The following is a 17,358-nucleotide window of genomic DNA, read 5'->3' as shown; positions in this document are numbered from 1 at the left end:
TTTATATTTTATAAGTTTAATTTTATTCAGAATTTTTATCTGAATAAAATTAAACTTATTTGCAATTACAATTAAATAAAAATTACTTTTGACTTCTAAAAATAAGACAACTTTACATATATAAATTAAAATTAAGATATAATAAAAATAAAAGATAGAATATTTAGTTTAAGTTGGGGGTTTAATTATGTACATTAAACTGACAAAAAAAATAAAATTTAGTGCTGTTCAGATTTTAGCCTTAGGATTTTTTATTGTTATTTTCTTAGGTGCTATAATATTAAGTCTTCCAATATCTTCTAAGAGTGGAGAAGCTACTGCATTTTTAGATAGTTTATTTACTTCAACATCAGCAGTGTGTGTTACTGGACTTATAACTTTGAATACGGCAGAACATTGGAATTACTTTGGAAAAACTATAATAATAATCTTAATACAAATAGGCGGATTAGGATTCATGTCATTTACAACCTTGTTTGCTTTAATGGTTAAGAAAAAAATAACATTAAGAGAAAGACTCCTTATACAGGAGGCTATGAACACATTTGGAATACAGGGATTAGTTAGAATGATTAGATATATACTAGCATTTACATTTTCAGTAGAGATGTTAGGTGCATTAGTATTATCAACTCAGTTTATACCTAAGTTTGGATTCCTAAAAGGAGTTTATTATAGTATTTGGCATTCAGTTTCAGCTTTTTGTAATGCTGGATTTGATTTGTTTGGAAATAGCTTAGTTGGCTATGCTGATAATAAAACTGTAGTACTAACAATTGCAGCCTTAATTATTATTGGTGGATTAGGATTTACTGTTTGGTCAGAATTATATAATTTTAAAGGATATAAGAGATTATCTTTACATTCTAAGGTTGTAATAATGATAACAGCAATTCTTTTAATTGGTGGAACTATTCTTATGTTCATTTTTGAATATAATAATCCTAACACTCTTCAAAATATGAGTTGGGGCGATAAAGTTACTAATGCCTTCTTTGCTTCGGCAACAACAAGAACTGCTGGCTTTAACTCAGTATCTACTACTGATATGACTTTAGCAGGAAAATTCTTAACTATATTATTAATGTTTGTAGGTGGTTCACCAGGGTCAACAGCAGGTGGTATAAAGACAGCAACATTTGGTATAGTAGTTCTTACTTTAATCTCTATAATAAGAGGTAGAGAAGATACTGAAGTATTTAAGAAGAGAATTTCAAAAGAATTAGTATATAAGGCTTTTGCCGTTTTATTTATAGGTTTTGGTATAGTCGTACTTGGAACATTAGTTTTAGCAGTTACAGAACCAGGATTCTCACTAGAATATATACTGTATGAAGTTACATCCGCATTTGCAACAGTTGGTTTAACATTGGGGATGACTCCATACCTTTCAGCAATAGGAAAAATAATAATAATGATAACTATGTATTTGGGAAGAGTGGGTCCTATGACTGTAGTTCTAGCTTTAACTAATAGAAGGAAACCTAGTGCATACAAATACCCAGAAGACAAAATATTAATAGGATAAGTTAGGAGTGTAAGGCTTATGTCAAGTAAACAATTCGTTATTATAGGATTAGGAAGATTTGGATCATCAGTAGCTAAGACTTTGTATGCTTTAGGTCATGATGTTTTAGCAATTGATTCTAATGAAGATTTAGTTCAAGAAATATCAGATAGTGTAACTCATGCAGTTCAAATGGATGCAACAGATGAAAATGCTTTAAGAACTTTAGGATTAAGAAACTTTGACGTTGCAGTTGTTACTATAGGAGCTAACATACAAGCTAGTGTTATGGCAACATTACTTGTTAAAGAAATGGGAATAAAATATATTATAGCTAAAGGTAATAGTGACTTACATGCTAAGGTTTTATATAAAATAGGAGCAGACAGAGTAATTTTACCTGAAAAAGATATGGGTGTTAGGGTAGCTCATAACTTAGTTTCTTCAAGTATTTTAGATTATATAGAACTATCACCAGACTATTCTATAATTGAAATAGAAAGTCCAAAAGAGTGGTATGGAAAGTCTATGAAAGAATTAAGTTTAAGAAGTAAATACGGAATAAACGTAATGGCTATTAAGAGACAAAATGAAGTTAATATATCTCCAGATGCAGATGATGTTATTAATAAGGACGATATAGTTGTGGCTATAGGTTCAGCAGAGGACTTAACAAAATTAGAAGGAAAGATATTTAAACATTAATGTCTTTTAGGAAAGGATTATTTGCTTTGTTAGAAATAGAAAGTAAAAATAATAACTTATTTAAAGAGATAAAAAAATTAAAAGAAAAGAAGCATAGAATAAAAAGTAATAAATATCTTATTGAAGGTCTAAGATTTGTAGAAGAAGCTATTAAAAGTAAGGTATCCATAGATTCAATAATATTTACAGAAGGTTTTAAAGAAAAAAATCCAGAGTTTTTCCTAAAGATTAATCAGGATATAAGACTTATACAAATGAATGAGGCTCTTTTAAAACAACTTTGTTCAACAGAAAATCCACAAGGAGTTGTTGGTGTTGTAAACATGCAAAACAAGGAATTAAAAAGTGGGGAGCTTGTTGTTTTAGTAGATAAAGTTCAAGACCCAGGAAACATGGGAACAATTATAAGAACAGCTCATGCAGCAGGGGCAGCTGGAATAGTTATGACTAAAGGTACTGTTGATATATATAATGATAAAACATTAAGATCAACAATGGGTTCAATCTTTTATATTCCAGTTGTTGAGGATGATTCTTTAGAATATGTAAAATCATTAAAAAAGAATGGATATAGACTCGTGGTAAGTTCTCTTCAAGGGAAAAATAATTTCTTTGAGGAAAATCTACAAGGAAAGATTATGATTGCTGTTGGCAATGAGGGAAATGGTGTTAGTGATGAGGTATATGAAATTGCTGATATAAAGGTTAAAATTCCTATGCCAGGTGAGGCAGAATCACTAAATGTAGCTGTAGCTACTTCTGTAATGATATATGAAAAAATAAGACAATCATTTAAATAATTAGCTCTATTTTAGAGGAGGATTTTATTTTTAGTTAGCCATTTAGATTTAGCTAAAGATAAACACTAGTTTAAGAGATAGCTAAGTAATTAAAGTTAAATTAAGAGGAATATAATTCCTCTTAATTTTTTTTAGGCTTTAGTTGTTATTTTAGGAAATATGAATCATAAAAGGTTAAAATATAATAAATACCTTGATTATGCATACTATTATATGTATAATATACTTTGAATTGAATAGATAAAAACATTGATAGAGAGAGTAGATGTAGTAATTTCTTTTCAGGGAAAAAATGCCAAAGACTGAAAGCATTTTAAGAAAGCTATATTGAAGTTCACTCTGGAGTTCTAACTGTGAAATTTAAAGTAGTAGTTAGCGGCATAGTCGTTATTTTAAATTAAGTGAGTACTAATTTATTTTAGTGCTAATTAGGGTGGTACCACGGATATGAATACCCCGTCCCTTGTGTTTATAGGGATGGGGTTTATTTTATTTTCTTGGAATTGTGTCAATACTAGGAAAGTGATAATAAAAGAGCCATATAACCTTACAACACTTAAAATAAGGGCTAATTTAATAAAAGAAGATTTTTATATTTAGATAAAACATACTTTAATTCAGTAGAGGTTTTTAATTATATTGAATTCGGGTTTACTTTATCTAGGCAAATAGAAAGTTTAATAGGAATATTAAAGTTTCTAAGAGCTTTAAGATAAAATCTAATATATTAAGTATATATCAGGAAAGGAGAATGAAAATGCAAGATAAGTTAAATCAAATTAAAGAATTAGCTTTAGTGGAAATTAAAGAAGCTAAAGATAGTTCTACTATTGAAGCAATAAGAGTTAAATATCTTGGTAAAAAGGGAGAGCTTACAACTATATTAAGAGGAATGGGAGCTCTATCTAAAGAGGAGAGACCAGTAGTTGGTAAATTAGCTAATGAAGTAAGAGAGGCTTTAGAAGTTGAGTTAGAAGCTGTAATAAAAGCTGTTAAAGAAGCTGAGAAACAAGAAAAGTTAAAAAATGAAGTAATAGATATTTCAATGCCTGGAAAGAAACAAACAATAGGAAAGAAACATCCATTAGAGCAAACTTTAGATGAAATGAAGAAAATATTTGTTTCAATGGGATTTGCTATAGAGGATGGTCCAGAAGTTGAGAAAGATTACTACAACTTCGAGGCTTTAAATATTCCTAAAAATCACCCAGCTAGAAGTGAGCAAGATACATTCTACATAAATGATAATGTAGTTTTAAGAACTCAAACTTCTCCAGTTCAAGCTAGAGTTATGGAAAAACAAGAACCACCAATAAAAATGATATCACCTGGTAAAGTGTTCAGATCAGATGCAGTTGATGCTACACACTCACCAATATTCTATCAAATGGAAGGTCTTGTTATAGATAAAGATGTAACTTTCGCAGATCTTAAAGGAACTTTAGAATTATTTGCTAAAAAGATGTTTGGTGATAAGGTTAAAACTAAGTTTAGACCACACCATTTCCCATTCACTGAGCCATCAGCTGAAATGGATGCTACATGCTTTGTGTGTAACGGAAAAGGATGTAAAGTATGTAAAGGAGAAGGTTGGATAGAAATACTAGGTTGTGGTATGGTTCACCCTCAAGTTTTAAGAAACTGTGGAATAGATCCAGAAGTTTATAGTGGATTTGCTTTCGGTTTTGGTGTAGACAGAATGGTTATGCTTAAGTATGGAATAGATGACATAAGATTATTATACGAAAGTGATATGAGATTCTTAAATCAATTCTAGTTTTAAAATAGGAGGTAAAAAAGATGAAAGTACCATTTAATTGGCTTAAAGATTACGTTGATATAGATATGACAGCAGAAGAGTTAGGCGATGCTTTAACTTTATCAGGATCAAAAGTAGAAGAGGTCGTAACTGCTGGAGCAGAAATAGAAAATATAGTTACTTGTCAAATAGATAAGATAGAACAGCATCCAGATGCTGAAAAACTTAAAATTTGTCAAGTAAACATAGGGTCAGAAATGATTCAAATAGTAACAGCTGCAGATAATATGAAAGAACATGATAAAGTTCCAGTAGCTTTACATGGTGCAATATTAGCTGATGGAAGCAAAATCAAAAAAGGTAAATTAAGAGGAGAAGTTTCTAACGGAATGTTCTGTTCAGAAGAAGAACTAGGAATCGCTGACGGAAAAGAAGTTATAGGACTTATGATTTTACCAGAGGATGCTCCAATAGGAGTTTGCATAAAAGAATATTTAGGACTTAATAAACAAGTTCTAGATTTCGAAATAACTTCAAATAGACCTGATTGTTTAAGTGTTCTTGGAATGGCTAGAGAAACAGCTGCAACAACAAGAAAAACTTATAGAATGCCAAATACTAAGTTTGAAGTTAAATGTGATAAAAACATAAATGATGAAATAAAAGTTACAGTTAATGATGAACTTTGTAACAGATATATGGCTAGAGGAGTTAAGAACGTAAAAGTAGCCCCATCACCAACTTGGATGCAAGAAAGATTATTAGATGCTGGTGTAAGACCAATAAATAACATAGTTGATATTACTAACTTTGTTATGTTAGAGCTTGGCCAACCAATGCACGCTTTTGATAGAAGAGAATTAAAAGCTTCTCACATAGTAGTTGAAAGAGCTAAAGATGGAGAAAAATTCACAACTTTAGATGAGGTTGAAAGAGAATTAACTTCAGATGTTCTTTGCATAAAAGATGGAGAAGAAATCGTTGCTTTAGCTGGTATCATGGGTGGATTAAACTCAGGTGTTAAAGATGATACTACTGAAATAGTATTTGAATCAGCTAACTTTGATGGAACTAATATAAGAGTTAATTCTAAAAATTTAGGATTAAGAACTGAAAGTTCATCAAGATTTGAAAAAGACATAGATCCAAACTTAGCAGTTTTAGCTTTAGACAGAGCATGTGCTTTAGTTGAAGAATTAGGCTGTGGAGAAGTTATGGAAGGAACTATAGATGTCTATAACAAAGTTAAAGAGGAAAAGACTCTTGAAGTAAGTGCTAGCTGGATAAATAAATTCTTAGGAACTTCATTAGAAACAGAAGAAATGAAAAAATGTTTAGACAGCGTAGATTTAAAAACTACTATAAATGGAGATACATTAAAAATCTTAGTGCCTACATTTAGAATAGATGTTGATATAAGAGAAGATGTTGCTGAAGAAGTTGCAAGAATTTATGGATATAATAATATTCCAACTACATTAATATCAACTAGTACAGAAAAAGAAGCTAAGGACAAAAAACAATTATTAGATGAAAAAGTTATAGATGCAATGTTAGCATCAGGGTTAAACCAATCTATAAGTTATTCATTTGTAAGTCCAAAGGTATTTGATAAAATATGCTTACCAGAAGATAGTGAACTTAGAAATGTTGTTAAGATAAAGAATCCACTAGGAGAAGATTATAGTGTAATGAGAACTTCAACACTTCCTTCAATGATGGAGTCTTTAGCTAGAAACGCCTCAAGAAGTAATGATGTAGTTAGATTATTTGAGATAGGTAAAACTTATACTCCAAATGCAGATGAAAATGAATTACCAACTGAAAGAAACATATTAACAATCGGTATATATGGACAATGCGATTATTTCGACTTAAAAGGAATAGTTGAAAACTTACTAGATACATTAGGACTTAAGAGTGCATCATTCAAGAGAATGAGTGAAAATCCAAGCTACCATCCAGGAAAAACTGCTGAATTAGTTTTAGGAAGAACTTCACTAGGAGTTTTAGGAGAAATTCATCCAGATGTTAATGAAAACTATGGAATAGATGTTCCTTGTTATGTAGCGGAATTAGATTTAGATGCTATGTACAATTTCTCAAAAACTGAAAAAGCTTATAAGCCATTACCTAAGTATCCGGCAATAACTAGAGATATAGCTTTACTTGTTGATGATGCTGTTTTAGTTCAAGAAATTGAAGAGACTATAAGAAAAGCTGGTGGTCAAGTAGTTGAAAAGGTTGAGTTATTTGACGTTTACAAGGGAGCTCAAATACCAGAAGGTAAGAAGAGTATTGCTTACGCTATAGCTTATAGAGACCCTAGCAAAACTTTAAAAGATAAAGATATAAATAAAGTTCATGATAAAATATTAAGATCTTTAGAATATAAGTTAGGAGCTCAATTAAGAGAGCAATAATAGTTTTAAATATGTTATGTATATGTTAAAATGTACATAACATATTTTTTATTATGGAAGTAAGAGGTGTTTAAGGAAATATGGCGACTGTTACGGTAACAATAAACGGCGTTGAATATAATTTAAAAGGCCATGAAGATGGAACATATTTAAAAAAAGTAGCTGAATACGTAGAAGAAAAAACACAAGAGATGGCAATAAAAAACAATAAGTTAAGTGCTCTTGGGGTATTATCTTTATCCGCTTTAAATATAGCAGATGAATTATTTAAAGGAAATGAGGAGTATGATCAGCTAATAGACTATTATGAGAAAGTTAAAGTTGAATTAGAGAAGTCAAAAAAAGAAATAGAAGAACTAAAAAAATTAGAAGGTGAAAGTCTTTCTATAAAGGAAGAGTTAGAAAAATCTCTTTTAGAGAAAGATGAACTAGAAAAGACTATTAGTGAGTTGCAAAAGGAAAAAGAAGAACTTGAAAAGAGTGGACAAGAACTAAAGAGTCAATGTAATAAGTTAAATAGTGAAAATTCTAATATCAAAGAAGAATTAAGAGTTTCAAAAAATAATTTCAATAATTCAAAAACTGAAATCTCTAATCTAAAAAAAGAAATAGAGAGATTAAAGAATGATAATAACAATCTAAAAGCTTCTAGAGATAAAAATAGAAATGAAGTTGAAAGATTAAATAAGGAATTTAAAGAAGTTAAAGAAAAGAATACTGAATTAACTAAAGCTATAAATGATTCAAAGGTTAAGGAAGGAAATTTAAATACCGAACTTAACAATTTAAGAAATAAAAACAGTAATTCAGAAAAAGAGCTTAGAAATCTTAGAGAGAAAAATACTAGTTTAAGTAATATAGTTAATGAATCAAAGAAAAATTTAGAAGATTTAAATAAAGAAATTCATAGCTTAAAGGAAAGAAATAAGGCTCAAAAAGAAGAAAATGATAAGTTGACTTTACAAGAGGAAAATTTAAAGGTTAATTGTAAAGAGATTGAAGAGCAACTTGAAGATTTAAGTAAAGAAAATGTAGAACTTAAAGAAATTTCAGAGCATTTAAGCAAAGAAAAGAATTGGATTAAAGATCAAAATAGTAGTCTAAAGAAGCAATTAATGGAATTAGAAGAAAATCTTCAGTTAGCTTTAGAAGAAAAAGATGCCTTAGGAAAGAGAATTTCAGAAGATATGACTAAAGAAATAAATTCTTTAAAAGAAGAAATTCAAAGAGTTAAAGCTGAAATGGATATTTTAGAAGAAGAAGCTAAGAAAATAAAGAAAGAAAAGACTCTTTTATTCGAAAACAATAAAGAGTTAAGACGTAATTGGCAAACGGCAAAATATAAGCTTTTAGATTTAGAACACAAATATTTAGATTCTCAAGTGAAATTGGCTGCTACAAAGAAAAAAGATAATGTGTTATTAAAGAAAAGATAATGAAAAGGGACTGTATCGAAATTAACTTTAAAAAAAACTTATAAATATATTCTGAGAATTACTATTTATAAGTTTTTTTATTTAAAGTTTTGATGCAGCCTTTTTTTTATATATAATTTAAAATAGACTTAATTTTTAGATGGAAATGGGACAAGGAATAAGTTTTCTATTTTTAAAGTAACAAGGGGTTAATTTAGTTTCTTCTAAAAATTTATTAACTTTATCAAAATTTCTTCCAATATGAGATAGCATATGAGAATCTGATCCAAGTGTTATATAATTTCCACCAAGTTCTCTATAATATGAATAAATCTCTATCATATTTTTAAATGAGGTTTCATTATCTAAACGACTTGTATTAAGCTCAAGAATCTTATTTTTCTTTATTAAAGCTTCGAATATGGCTTCGAATTTAGGTTTAAAGTCTTTAAGAGTCATTTCTTTATCATCATAAACACTGTATCTACAAGGATAATCTATATGTCCTAATGTATCAAAGATATCATAAAATTCTATGCATTTAAGTACATTATCAAGGTACTCTCCATAAACAATTTCTTTTGGTCTAGTATCACTTTTTAAAAATCTAGAAAGAGTAACTCCATTTATGGAATGAATAGAACCTATTATCATATCAAATCTATCTTTGTATTTTTCATAAAAAGAAAAGTTTTCATCAATATTATTCATAGCAAGTCCCAGTTCAACACCTTGTTGCATATTTTTTCCTCTATATTTTTCATAGGTTTCTAGATAACCATCAATATCAAGTTCTGCAAATTGAGGGTGAGTTGTTAAATTATAATCTAAATGTTCTGTAGTCAGTATTCCAATATTTTTTTCTTTAGCCTTTTCTAGTATATCTTTAATTTTTAACCTAGAATCAGCTGAAAACTCTGTATGCATGTGACAATCGTAAAGCATTGAGTTACCTCCCAATAAATATTTCTACATTTTAATTTTATCACAATAGAAAAATATATTAAGAGAAATAAGCTTTTTTAACTTACTTTTAAAATGGTTTTTGATAATTACGTTTTAGGGTAATATATTAAAGTTAATATTAAGCAAGCATTATATTAAAACATATTTTAAAGTTTTGGTTAATTTAAATATCAATTTAATTATTTGACTCTGTTTTAAACCAGTGTTGATTTTTAGATAGAACTGTAGGACACTCTTAATGGTGTAATACTTTACGAAATTAAGAAGATCTGAAGGGCTAGCTAAAAAACTAAGATTCACCAAAAATAGAGCTATGTATTTAATGCAATAATAACTAAAAGTATTGTTAAAAATTAATATTAATTAATAGAAAGAGAAATAGTGAAATGTAGCATTGTAATGTGTAATTGTGTATAATACAAAGTATTGAGTAAATTAACTAAGGAAAACCCTAGTTGACTTTTAGGAGAGATGAATTTTATGGAAAGAATAGAATTACTGGCACCGGCAGGAAGTATGGAGAGTTTAATTGCTGCCATAAATAGAGGTGCTGATGCTATATATTTAGGAGGAAGTAAATTCTCAGCAAGAGCATATGCTTCTAACTTTGATAATGAAACAATGGAAAAGGCTGTAGATTATGCTCATACTTATGGAGTGAAGGTTTATGTTACAGTAAATACTTTAATTAAGGAAAATGAGTTTCAAGAAGCTATAGACTACATAGGAGTTTTATATAAAATAGGAGTTGATGCTTTAATAATTCAGGATGTAGGTCTTGCTAAAAGAATAAGAGAAGTATATCCAGATTTTGAATTACACGCTTCAACTCAGATGAGCATACATAATGGAGAAGGAGCACTTTTCTTTAGAGAAAACGGATTTTTTAGAATTGTTTTATCAAGAGAGCTTACTTTAGAAGAGATAAAGTATATATCAAAAGATCTAGGAATAGAAACAGAGATATTTGTTCATGGAGCCTTATGTGTTTGCTACTCAGGACAATGTTTAATGAGTAGTTTAATAGGTGGTAGAAGTGGTAATAGAGGAAGATGTGCTCAAAGTTGTAGACTTCCATATACATTAATTAGAGAAAAGGATAAAAAAGAAACTAAAGGATTCCTTTTAAGTCCTAAGGATATTTGTACTATTGAAAATGTAGGAGATTTAATAAAGACAGGAACTAGCTCATTAAAGGTTGAAGGAAGAATGAAGAGACCTGAGTATGTTGCTGGAGTTATAGAGTCTTATAGAGAAGCTATAGATAATTCTTATAGAAATATTAAAAAATCACAAGAAGGAAATAAACTTAAACTTAAAAAGTTATTTAATAGAGAAGGTTTTTCTACTGCATACATGTATAAAAATGTAGGAAAAGATATGATGGCTTTTAAAACTCCAAGAAATACAGGGGTTTTACTTGGTGAGGTTTTAAAATCTGGAGAAGTACTTTTATTAGATGACCTTTCATTAAAGGATGGAATAAGAACTAATGACGATGGGTTCACTGTAAGCAAAATACTTATTGGAAATCAAGAAGTTACTGAAGCTAAAAAAGGAGATAAAGTAAAAATATTTCCTAAAAAATATAAAGCTAATGATAAACTTTATAAGACTTCAGATACTAAGCTTTTAAATGAGTTAAAGGTAGCTTATGAAAATCCATATGAGAGAAAGATAAATTTAAAAGCTTATATGAAATTTAAGGTTAATGAACCTATGGAACTTACTGTAGAATACAATGGAAACTACTTCACAAAAGAAGGAGATGTTGTTCAAGTTGCAGTAAACAGACCTATGGATAAGGAAAAGGTTGAAAAGAACTTAAGAAAATCAGGAGATATTCCATATCAAATAAATGAAATAGAATATGTAGACTTTGAGGATGGATTCTCAGCTGTATCTTCAATAAATAACCTAAGAAGAGAAGTTTTAGAGGAGATAAGAAACTCTGAAATTAAAAAGTATAAGAGGGTTATAGAAAAACAAAAGAATATAGACCTTGATGAAAAGACTGGTGAAATGCCAGCAGTTTTAGTTGTTGTAAATACTAAAGAACAACTAAAAGCTGCTATTAATTGTGGAATTAAGGACATTGCCTTAGATATCTTTGGAAAAAATGAAGGGCAACTTAATAAAAATGCTATAAAAGAATTCAAAGGTGAGGGAATTAATCTTTACATAAAAGCACCTACAATAATAAAAGAAGAGTTTGAAATAATAAGCAATATAATAGAGGAAAATCTTAATTTAATAAAAGGTTTAGTTACAGCTAATACTGGAATAATAAATAGATTTAAGGATAAAACAAATATTATAGGTGATTATAAGCTTAATATATTCAATTCTTATGGTATGAAGTTTTATAATGAACATATGATGGGAAGTTGTTTAAGCTTAGAGTTAAATAAGAAAGAATTAAATAAAATGCTTAGAAAGTATTCTAATGGAGCTCAAATGTTTGTTTATGGAAGACCAGAGGTTATGGTTAGTGAATACTGTCCAATAGGAAGTACCTTTGGTGGAAAATGTACTTCAAAAAATTGTGATAACCAATGCGTAAGCAGTACATTTACTTTGAGAGATAGAATGAATCAGGATTTTGTTATAAGAACTGATATATTCTGTAGATCACACATATACAATACAGTACCTGTTAACTTAATTCAGGAAATTGATGAGATAAAATCTTTAGGAGTAAATTCCTTTAGATTAGATTTTGTGGATGAAAGCTATGAAGAGGTTAGACAGGTAATGGAAGCTCTAAATAAGGAAGAAGCTTTAAGATTAAAGGATTATACTAAAGGTCACTTTAAAAGAGGCGTTGAGTAAAGGGGATTAAAGTATGAACGATAGAGTTTTAAGAGTTTTAGAATTTAATAAAATTAAAGAATTGGTTAAGGGATATGCCATTACAAAATCAGCTAAAGAGATGGTTTTAGATCTTAAACCATATGATTCTGTTTACGATGTTAAGGAACACTTAGAAGAAACAAAAGAAGCTTTAGATATTTTAATGAGAAAAGGAAATCCTCCTTTTGAGGGGCTTTATGATGTTAAAGAAGCCATAACAAGAGCAGGAAAAGGTGGAGTATTAAGTATAGAGGGATTACTTAGAATAGGAAATATGCTATCTGTAACAAGAAAGCTTTCTGAATTTCTAGCTAGAAAAGAAGAGGAAGAAGAGCATAGAATCCTAGAAGGGATGAGAGAAGGTCTTATAGTACTTAGAGGTGTTGAAAGTGCTATATCAAAAGCTATAGTAAGTGAAGAGGAGATTGCAGACTCAGCAAGTGATAAACTTTATAGTATAAGAAGAAGCTTAAAAGAAAAGAACTCATCTGTAAGAGATAAGGTCAATTCTATAGTAAGAAGTAATGCTCAATATCTTCAAGATGCTTTATATACAGTTAGAGGAGATAGATATGTTATACCTGTAAAGGCTGAATATAAATCTCAAGTTCCAGGACTTGTTCATGATCAAAGTTCTACAGGGGCTACACTTTTTATAGAACCAACAGCTTTAGTAAATTTAAATAACGAAATAAAAGAACTTATGCTAAAAGAAAGAGCTGAGATTGAAAGAATACTAGCAGAATTATCAGCTTTAGTATATAAAAATATTGATGTTATAAAGGTTAACTTTAATATAATAGTTGAATTAGACTTCATATTTGCGAAAGCTAAATATGGAAGTGATTTAGGTGGAACAATGCCTATAGTAAATGAAGAGGGAATAATAGATTTAATGGATGCAAGACATCCACTAATTCCTAAGGATAAGGTTGTTTCTTCTGACATTTATTTAGGTAGAGAATTTACAACACTACTTATAACAGGTCCAAATACTGGTGGTAAAACTGTAACATTAAAAACTACAGGACTTATTGAACTTATGGGATTAAGTGGTCTTTTAATACCAGCCAGTGAAAATTCAAGTATAAGCTTCTTTGAAGAGATATTTGCAGATATAGGAGATGAACAAAGTATAGAGCAAAGTTTATCAACATTCTCTTCTCATATGACTAATATAGTCGGAATAATGGAGAAGGCAAATAGTAAGAGTTTCGTGCTTTTTGATGAACTTGGAGCAGGAACAGACCCTACAGAAGGAGCTGCACTTGCTATTTCAATATTAGAAAATTTAAGAGCAAGAGGATGTAGAATAATGTCTACAACTCACTATAGTGAATTAAAAGGATATGCATTAAAGACTGAAAATGTTGAGAATGCTTCTGTTGAGTTTAATGTTGAAACATTAAGACCAACTTATAGACTTTTAATAGGAGTACCAGGTAAGTCTAATGCTTTTGAAATTTCAAGAAGATTAGGTCTTAAAGATGAAGTAATAGAGGAAGCTAAGGAAGTTATTTCTACTGAATCACTTCAATTTGAGGATTTAATACAATCACTTCAAGAGAAGAGTATAAAAGCAGAAAATGATGCTAGAGAAGCTGCTATATTAAGAAATGATGCAGAAAAATATAAGAATAGATATAAAGAAAAATTCGAGAGAATTGAAAGCGTAAGAGATAATGTATATGCAGACGCTAGAAGAGAAGCAAAACAGATATTAGACTCAGCTAAGGAAGAGGCTGATGCTATTCTTAAAAATATGAGAGAGCTAGAAAGAATGGGTATTTCTAGTGATGCTAGAAGAAAACTTGAAGCTGAAAGAGGAAAGCTTAGAGATAAGATAAGTGATGCAGAGGCTAGACTTCAAAAGAAAAAAGAAGAGAAGCAAGGGGAAGAGCTTAAGAAGATTGAGGTTGGAATGGAAGCATTATTACCTTCTATAAACCAAAAGGTTATAGTTCTTTCTAAACCAGATAATAAAGGTGAAGTTCAAGTTCAAGCTGGAATTATGAAAATAAATGTTAAGGCTAAGGACTTGAGAGTTGCTAAGGAAACTAAAGAAGAAAAGAAAATTAAGAAGAGAGAAGCAAGATTAAACTTAAGACAGGTTGATCCATCAATAGATTTAAGAGGAATGGATTCAGAAGAGGCTTGTTATAATGCAGATAAGTATTTAGATGATGCTTATGTTGCTGGTAGAGGCGAAGTAACTTTAGTTCATGGAAAAGGTACAGGAGTTTTAAGAAAAGCCATAAATGAAATGCTTAAAAAACATCCTCATGTTAAATCTCATAGATTAGGTGAGTATGGAGAAGGTGGAACAGGGGTTACTGTTGTAATTTTAAAATAGAATTTTTATATTAGGAGTTTATCTAAAATTTTAGTAGAAAGTAAGGAACTTTTAAACTTTCTATAAGGAATTTTTGATAAACTCCTTTTTATATACAATTTATTAAAAAAAGGGCATAAGTATTTATGATATAATCAATTTAAACTTTGAAAATTATGTAAAATTAATTATATAGGAGGAAATTAGGTGAAAGAAAAAAAGCGTGGTAAAAAGAATAGACTTAATGAGGGTAGAGTACTAATTTTTTTATTGGCAATAGCAATAATATTCTTAAGCTTAGTAGGAAAGTTGATTTATATAGCACTATTTAGATCTAAGGATTATAAGGCTATGGCAGAGGAACAATGGACTAATGAAATACAAATAGATGCTAGAAGAGGGCGAATATTAGACAGAAATAACAGAGAGTTAGCCGTTACTGCAAATGTATTTAGAGTAGATTTAGATTTAGTGACTTTAAGAAAATATATTGAGAATAAAGAAACAGATAATATTGAGGTAGCTAAATCATTAGCTCAAGCATTAGAAATGGATGAGGAAGAAGTCTTATCAAAAATAGAGCATACTTACCCTTCTGGAAATCCGGCAAACTCTGCAACCTTAATAAGAAGGGTAGAGAAGGAAAAGGCTGATAAGGTTAAAGCCTTAAAAATAAGAGGGGTTATAGTATCAGAAGATACTAAGAGATATTACCCTAATGGAGATTTTCTTTCACATACACTTGGGACAACTAATGCAGATGGAGAAGGTTTAAGTGGAATAGAGCTTTATTATAATGAAGAACTTATGGGAATACCGGGGGTAAGAGTAAATGAGGTTTCAGGAGATAGTTCTTCTAATCCTTATTCAGAATCAAGCTTTACTCCACCTGTAGATGGAAAAGATGTAAGTTTAACTATAGATGAAAATATTCAATATTTTGTTGAGACAGTAGCTGAAAAGGCATTAAAAGAACATGATGCTGATTCTGTTAGTATTGCAGTTATGAATCCTAATAATGGAGAGATACTTGGAATAGTCAATAAACCAGGATTTGATCTTAATAATCCTTATGATGGAAGTGAGAATTTTAAGGGAGAAAATGAATCTGCTAAGCTTCAAAACATGTGGAGAAACACAATAGTTTCAGATGCCTTTGAACCAGGTTCTATATTTAAAATAATAACTTCTATAGCGGCTGTGGAAGAGGATATAGCTGGAGAAGATGAAGTTTATTATTGTGATGGAAGTTTAAATGTTTCAGGAAGAAACATAAAATGTTGGAAACCAGGAGGTCATGGAATACAAAACTTTAATCAGACATTAGAAAATTCATGTAACGTTGCCTTTATGGAAATAGGACAAAAGTTAGGAGCAGAAAAATTAAATGCATATATTAAAATTTTTGGCTTTGGAACTCAATCAGGAGTTGATTTACCAGGAGAAGCTACTGGAATAGTGAAGGATACAGAAGATATAAGTGCCGTTGATTTAGCTACTATATCATTTGGACAAACTAACACAGTAAATGCTATTCAGTTTATGGCCGCCTTAAATGCTGTTGCAAATGGAGGAGATTTAATACAACCTCATGCTATGAAAGAACTAAGTCATACGGATGATAATGGAACAAAGATTATAGATGAAGTATTCATGCCAAAAATAGAAGAAAATATAATAAGTGAAGAAAGTACTATAAGAGTTAAAGAGGCTTTAGAATCTACTGTATCAAATGGTTCATCAAAGGATGCAGGAATTGAAGGTGTTAAGGTAGCTGGTAAAACTGGTACAGCAGAAAAGGTTGATCCTGAGACTGGGACTTATGGAGCTGGTTATATATCATCTTTTGCTGGTTTTGCACCCTATGATAATCCTCAGGTATCTTTATTAGTAATAATAGATAATCCTAAGAATGGAGAACATTTTGGTGGAATTGTTGCTGCTCCTTTTGCTGGAGAATTATTTAATAATATTTTTAATTATATTTCTTTAAATGAGGGAGAACTAGAAGCAGAAGATAAAAGTGTAATAATACCAGATTTACGAGGAAATAAGGTAACTGATGCTGATAAAATATCTAAAGAATTAGGGATAAATTGTGTGATAGAGGGAGATGGAACTTTTATTACCTCTATGAAGCCTATACCTGGGTACAAAGTTAAAAAAGGAGATACTATAACTTTGTATGCTGGAAGTAGATTTGATAGAAATGAAAAAGAAGTTGTAATGACTGATTTTAGAGGTCTCGAAAAGGCTGAAGTAGAAGAGATACTAAAATCATTAGGACTAAAAGGTGAATTTGAAGGAGATGGAAAGATCAAAGAACAGAGCATAAAAGCTGGTGAGATAATAAAGATTGGAGATAAGATTAAATTCACTTTAGGAAAATAAGATATGTTTATAAATTAAAATTTCTCTTTAAATTTAGAAGGTTATTATCTAAAGGGCTTACTAGAACTTTGACTTGTGAAATTAAAGGTTCTAAGTAAAGTCCTTTTGCTATTTAAAAAGTCTTTCTAGGAGAAATACTTTTTTTATACAATTATAAGGATTATAATAAAATAAGATTTGTTAATCTAAAATTAAGATGGTTTTTAG

At 29.8% G+C, this 17,358-nt stretch carries 10 protein-coding genes and 1 other annotated feature; of the genes, 9 read left to right on the top strand and 1 reads right to left on the bottom strand.

What is annotated here, in order from left to right:
- Positions 1-187 precede the first annotated feature (187 nt).
- The 6 genes from OIF33_RS03830 (at position 188) to OIF33_RS03805 (ending at position 8,630) form a co-directional block, all read left to right on the top strand.
- Positions 188-1,528: a TrkH family potassium uptake protein gene (locus OIF33_RS03830; protein WP_322502903.1), complete on the top strand. Its 1,341-nt coding sequence runs from the start codon at positions 188-190 to the stop codon at positions 1,526-1,528.
- A gap of 18 nt (positions 1,529-1,546) precedes the next feature.
- On the top strand, positions 1,547-2,212 hold the full coding sequence (locus OIF33_RS03825; RefSeq protein WP_322502902.1) for a TrkA family potassium uptake protein: 666 nt from the start codon (positions 1,547-1,549) through the stop codon (positions 2,210-2,212).
- A gap of 26 nt (positions 2,213-2,238) precedes the next feature.
- Positions 2,239-3,012, top strand: coding sequence for an RNA methyltransferase (locus tag OIF33_RS03820; protein WP_322502901.1), 774 nt, complete (start codon positions 2,239-2,241; stop codon positions 3,010-3,012).
- 240 nt (positions 3,013-3,252) lie between these two features.
- Positions 3,253-3,479: a binding site (T-box leader), on the top strand.
- A gap of 290 nt (positions 3,480-3,769) precedes the next feature.
- The gene (pheS, locus tag OIF33_RS03815) at positions 3,770-4,789 is read left to right on the top strand and encodes a phenylalanine--tRNA ligase subunit alpha (protein ID WP_322502900.1); all 1,020 of its coding nucleotides are present in this window, start codon (positions 3,770-3,772) and stop codon (positions 4,787-4,789) included.
- 23 nt (positions 4,790-4,812) lie between these two features.
- The gene (gene pheT / locus OIF33_RS03810; protein ID WP_322502899.1) at positions 4,813-7,194 is read left to right on the top strand and encodes a phenylalanine--tRNA ligase subunit beta; all 2,382 of its coding nucleotides are present in this window, start codon (positions 4,813-4,815) and stop codon (positions 7,192-7,194) included.
- An 80-nt stretch (positions 7,195-7,274) separates the two neighbouring features.
- Positions 7,275-8,630 carry a cell division protein ZapA gene (locus tag OIF33_RS03805; RefSeq protein ID WP_322502898.1) on the top strand — a complete coding sequence of 452 codons (1,356 nt, stop codon included), beginning with the start codon at positions 7,275-7,277 and terminating at the stop codon, positions 8,628-8,630.
- 135 nt (positions 8,631-8,765) lie between these two features.
- On the opposite strand, the gene OIF33_RS03800 is transcribed toward OIF33_RS03805, so the two are convergent.
- On the bottom strand, positions 8,766-9,554 hold the full coding sequence (locus tag OIF33_RS03800) for a histidinol phosphate phosphatase (protein ID WP_322502897.1): 789 nt from the start codon (positions 9,552-9,554) through the stop codon (positions 8,766-8,768).
- Between the two features lie 501 nt (positions 9,555-10,055).
- Between OIF33_RS03800 and OIF33_RS03795 the strand changes: the two genes are divergently transcribed.
- The 3 genes from OIF33_RS03795 to OIF33_RS03785 all read left to right on the top strand — a co-directional run bounded on the left by OIF33_RS03795 (position 10,056) and on the right by OIF33_RS03785 (position 17,151).
- Complete coding sequence (locus OIF33_RS03795; protein ID WP_322502896.1) at positions 10,056-12,407, top strand: U32 family peptidase; 2,352 nt, start codon at positions 10,056-10,058, stop codon at positions 12,405-12,407.
- Between the two features lie 13 nt (positions 12,408-12,420).
- Positions 12,421-14,781, top strand: coding sequence for an endonuclease MutS2 (locus OIF33_RS03790; protein WP_322502895.1), 2,361 nt, complete (start codon positions 12,421-12,423; stop codon positions 14,779-14,781).
- Positions 14,782-14,967: 186 nt separating this feature from the next.
- Positions 14,968-17,151 carry a stage V sporulation protein D gene (locus tag OIF33_RS03785; protein ID WP_322502894.1) on the top strand — a complete coding sequence of 728 codons (2,184 nt, stop codon included), beginning with the start codon at positions 14,968-14,970 and terminating at the stop codon, positions 17,149-17,151.
- Positions 17,152-17,358 lie beyond the last annotated feature (207 nt).

The organism is Clostridium sp. LIBA-8841 (genome assembly GCF_034439435.1).
Taxonomy (GTDB): Bacteria; Bacillota; Clostridia; order Clostridiales; family Clostridiaceae; genus Sarcina.
This window is presented reverse-complemented; position numbering and strand designations above follow the sequence as displayed.

Coding starts and splice junctions, on each gene's coding strand:
- pheS (WP_322502900.1), top strand. CDS start 3,770: ATGCAAGATAAGTTAAATCAAATTAAAGAATTAGCTTTAGTGGAAATT.
- OIF33_RS03825 (WP_322502902.1), top strand. CDS start 1,547: ATGTCAAGTAAACAATTCGTTATTATAGGATTAGGAAGATTTGGATCA.
- OIF33_RS03795 (WP_322502896.1), top strand. CDS start 10,056: ATGGAAAGAATAGAATTACTGGCACCGGCAGGAAGTATGGAGAGTTTA.
- pheT (WP_322502899.1), top strand. CDS start 4,813: ATGAAAGTACCATTTAATTGGCTTAAAGATTACGTTGATATAGATATG.
- OIF33_RS03790 (WP_322502895.1), top strand. CDS start 12,421: ATGAACGATAGAGTTTTAAGAGTTTTAGAATTTAATAAAATTAAAGAA.
- OIF33_RS03805 (WP_322502898.1), top strand. CDS start 7,275: ATGGCGACTGTTACGGTAACAATAAACGGCGTTGAATATAATTTAAAA.
- OIF33_RS03830 (WP_322502903.1), top strand. CDS start 188: ATGTACATTAAACTGACAAAAAAAATAAAATTTAGTGCTGTTCAGATT.
- OIF33_RS03800 (WP_322502897.1), bottom strand. CDS start 9,554: ATGCTTTACGATTGTCACATGCATACAGAGTTTTCAGCTGATTCTAGG.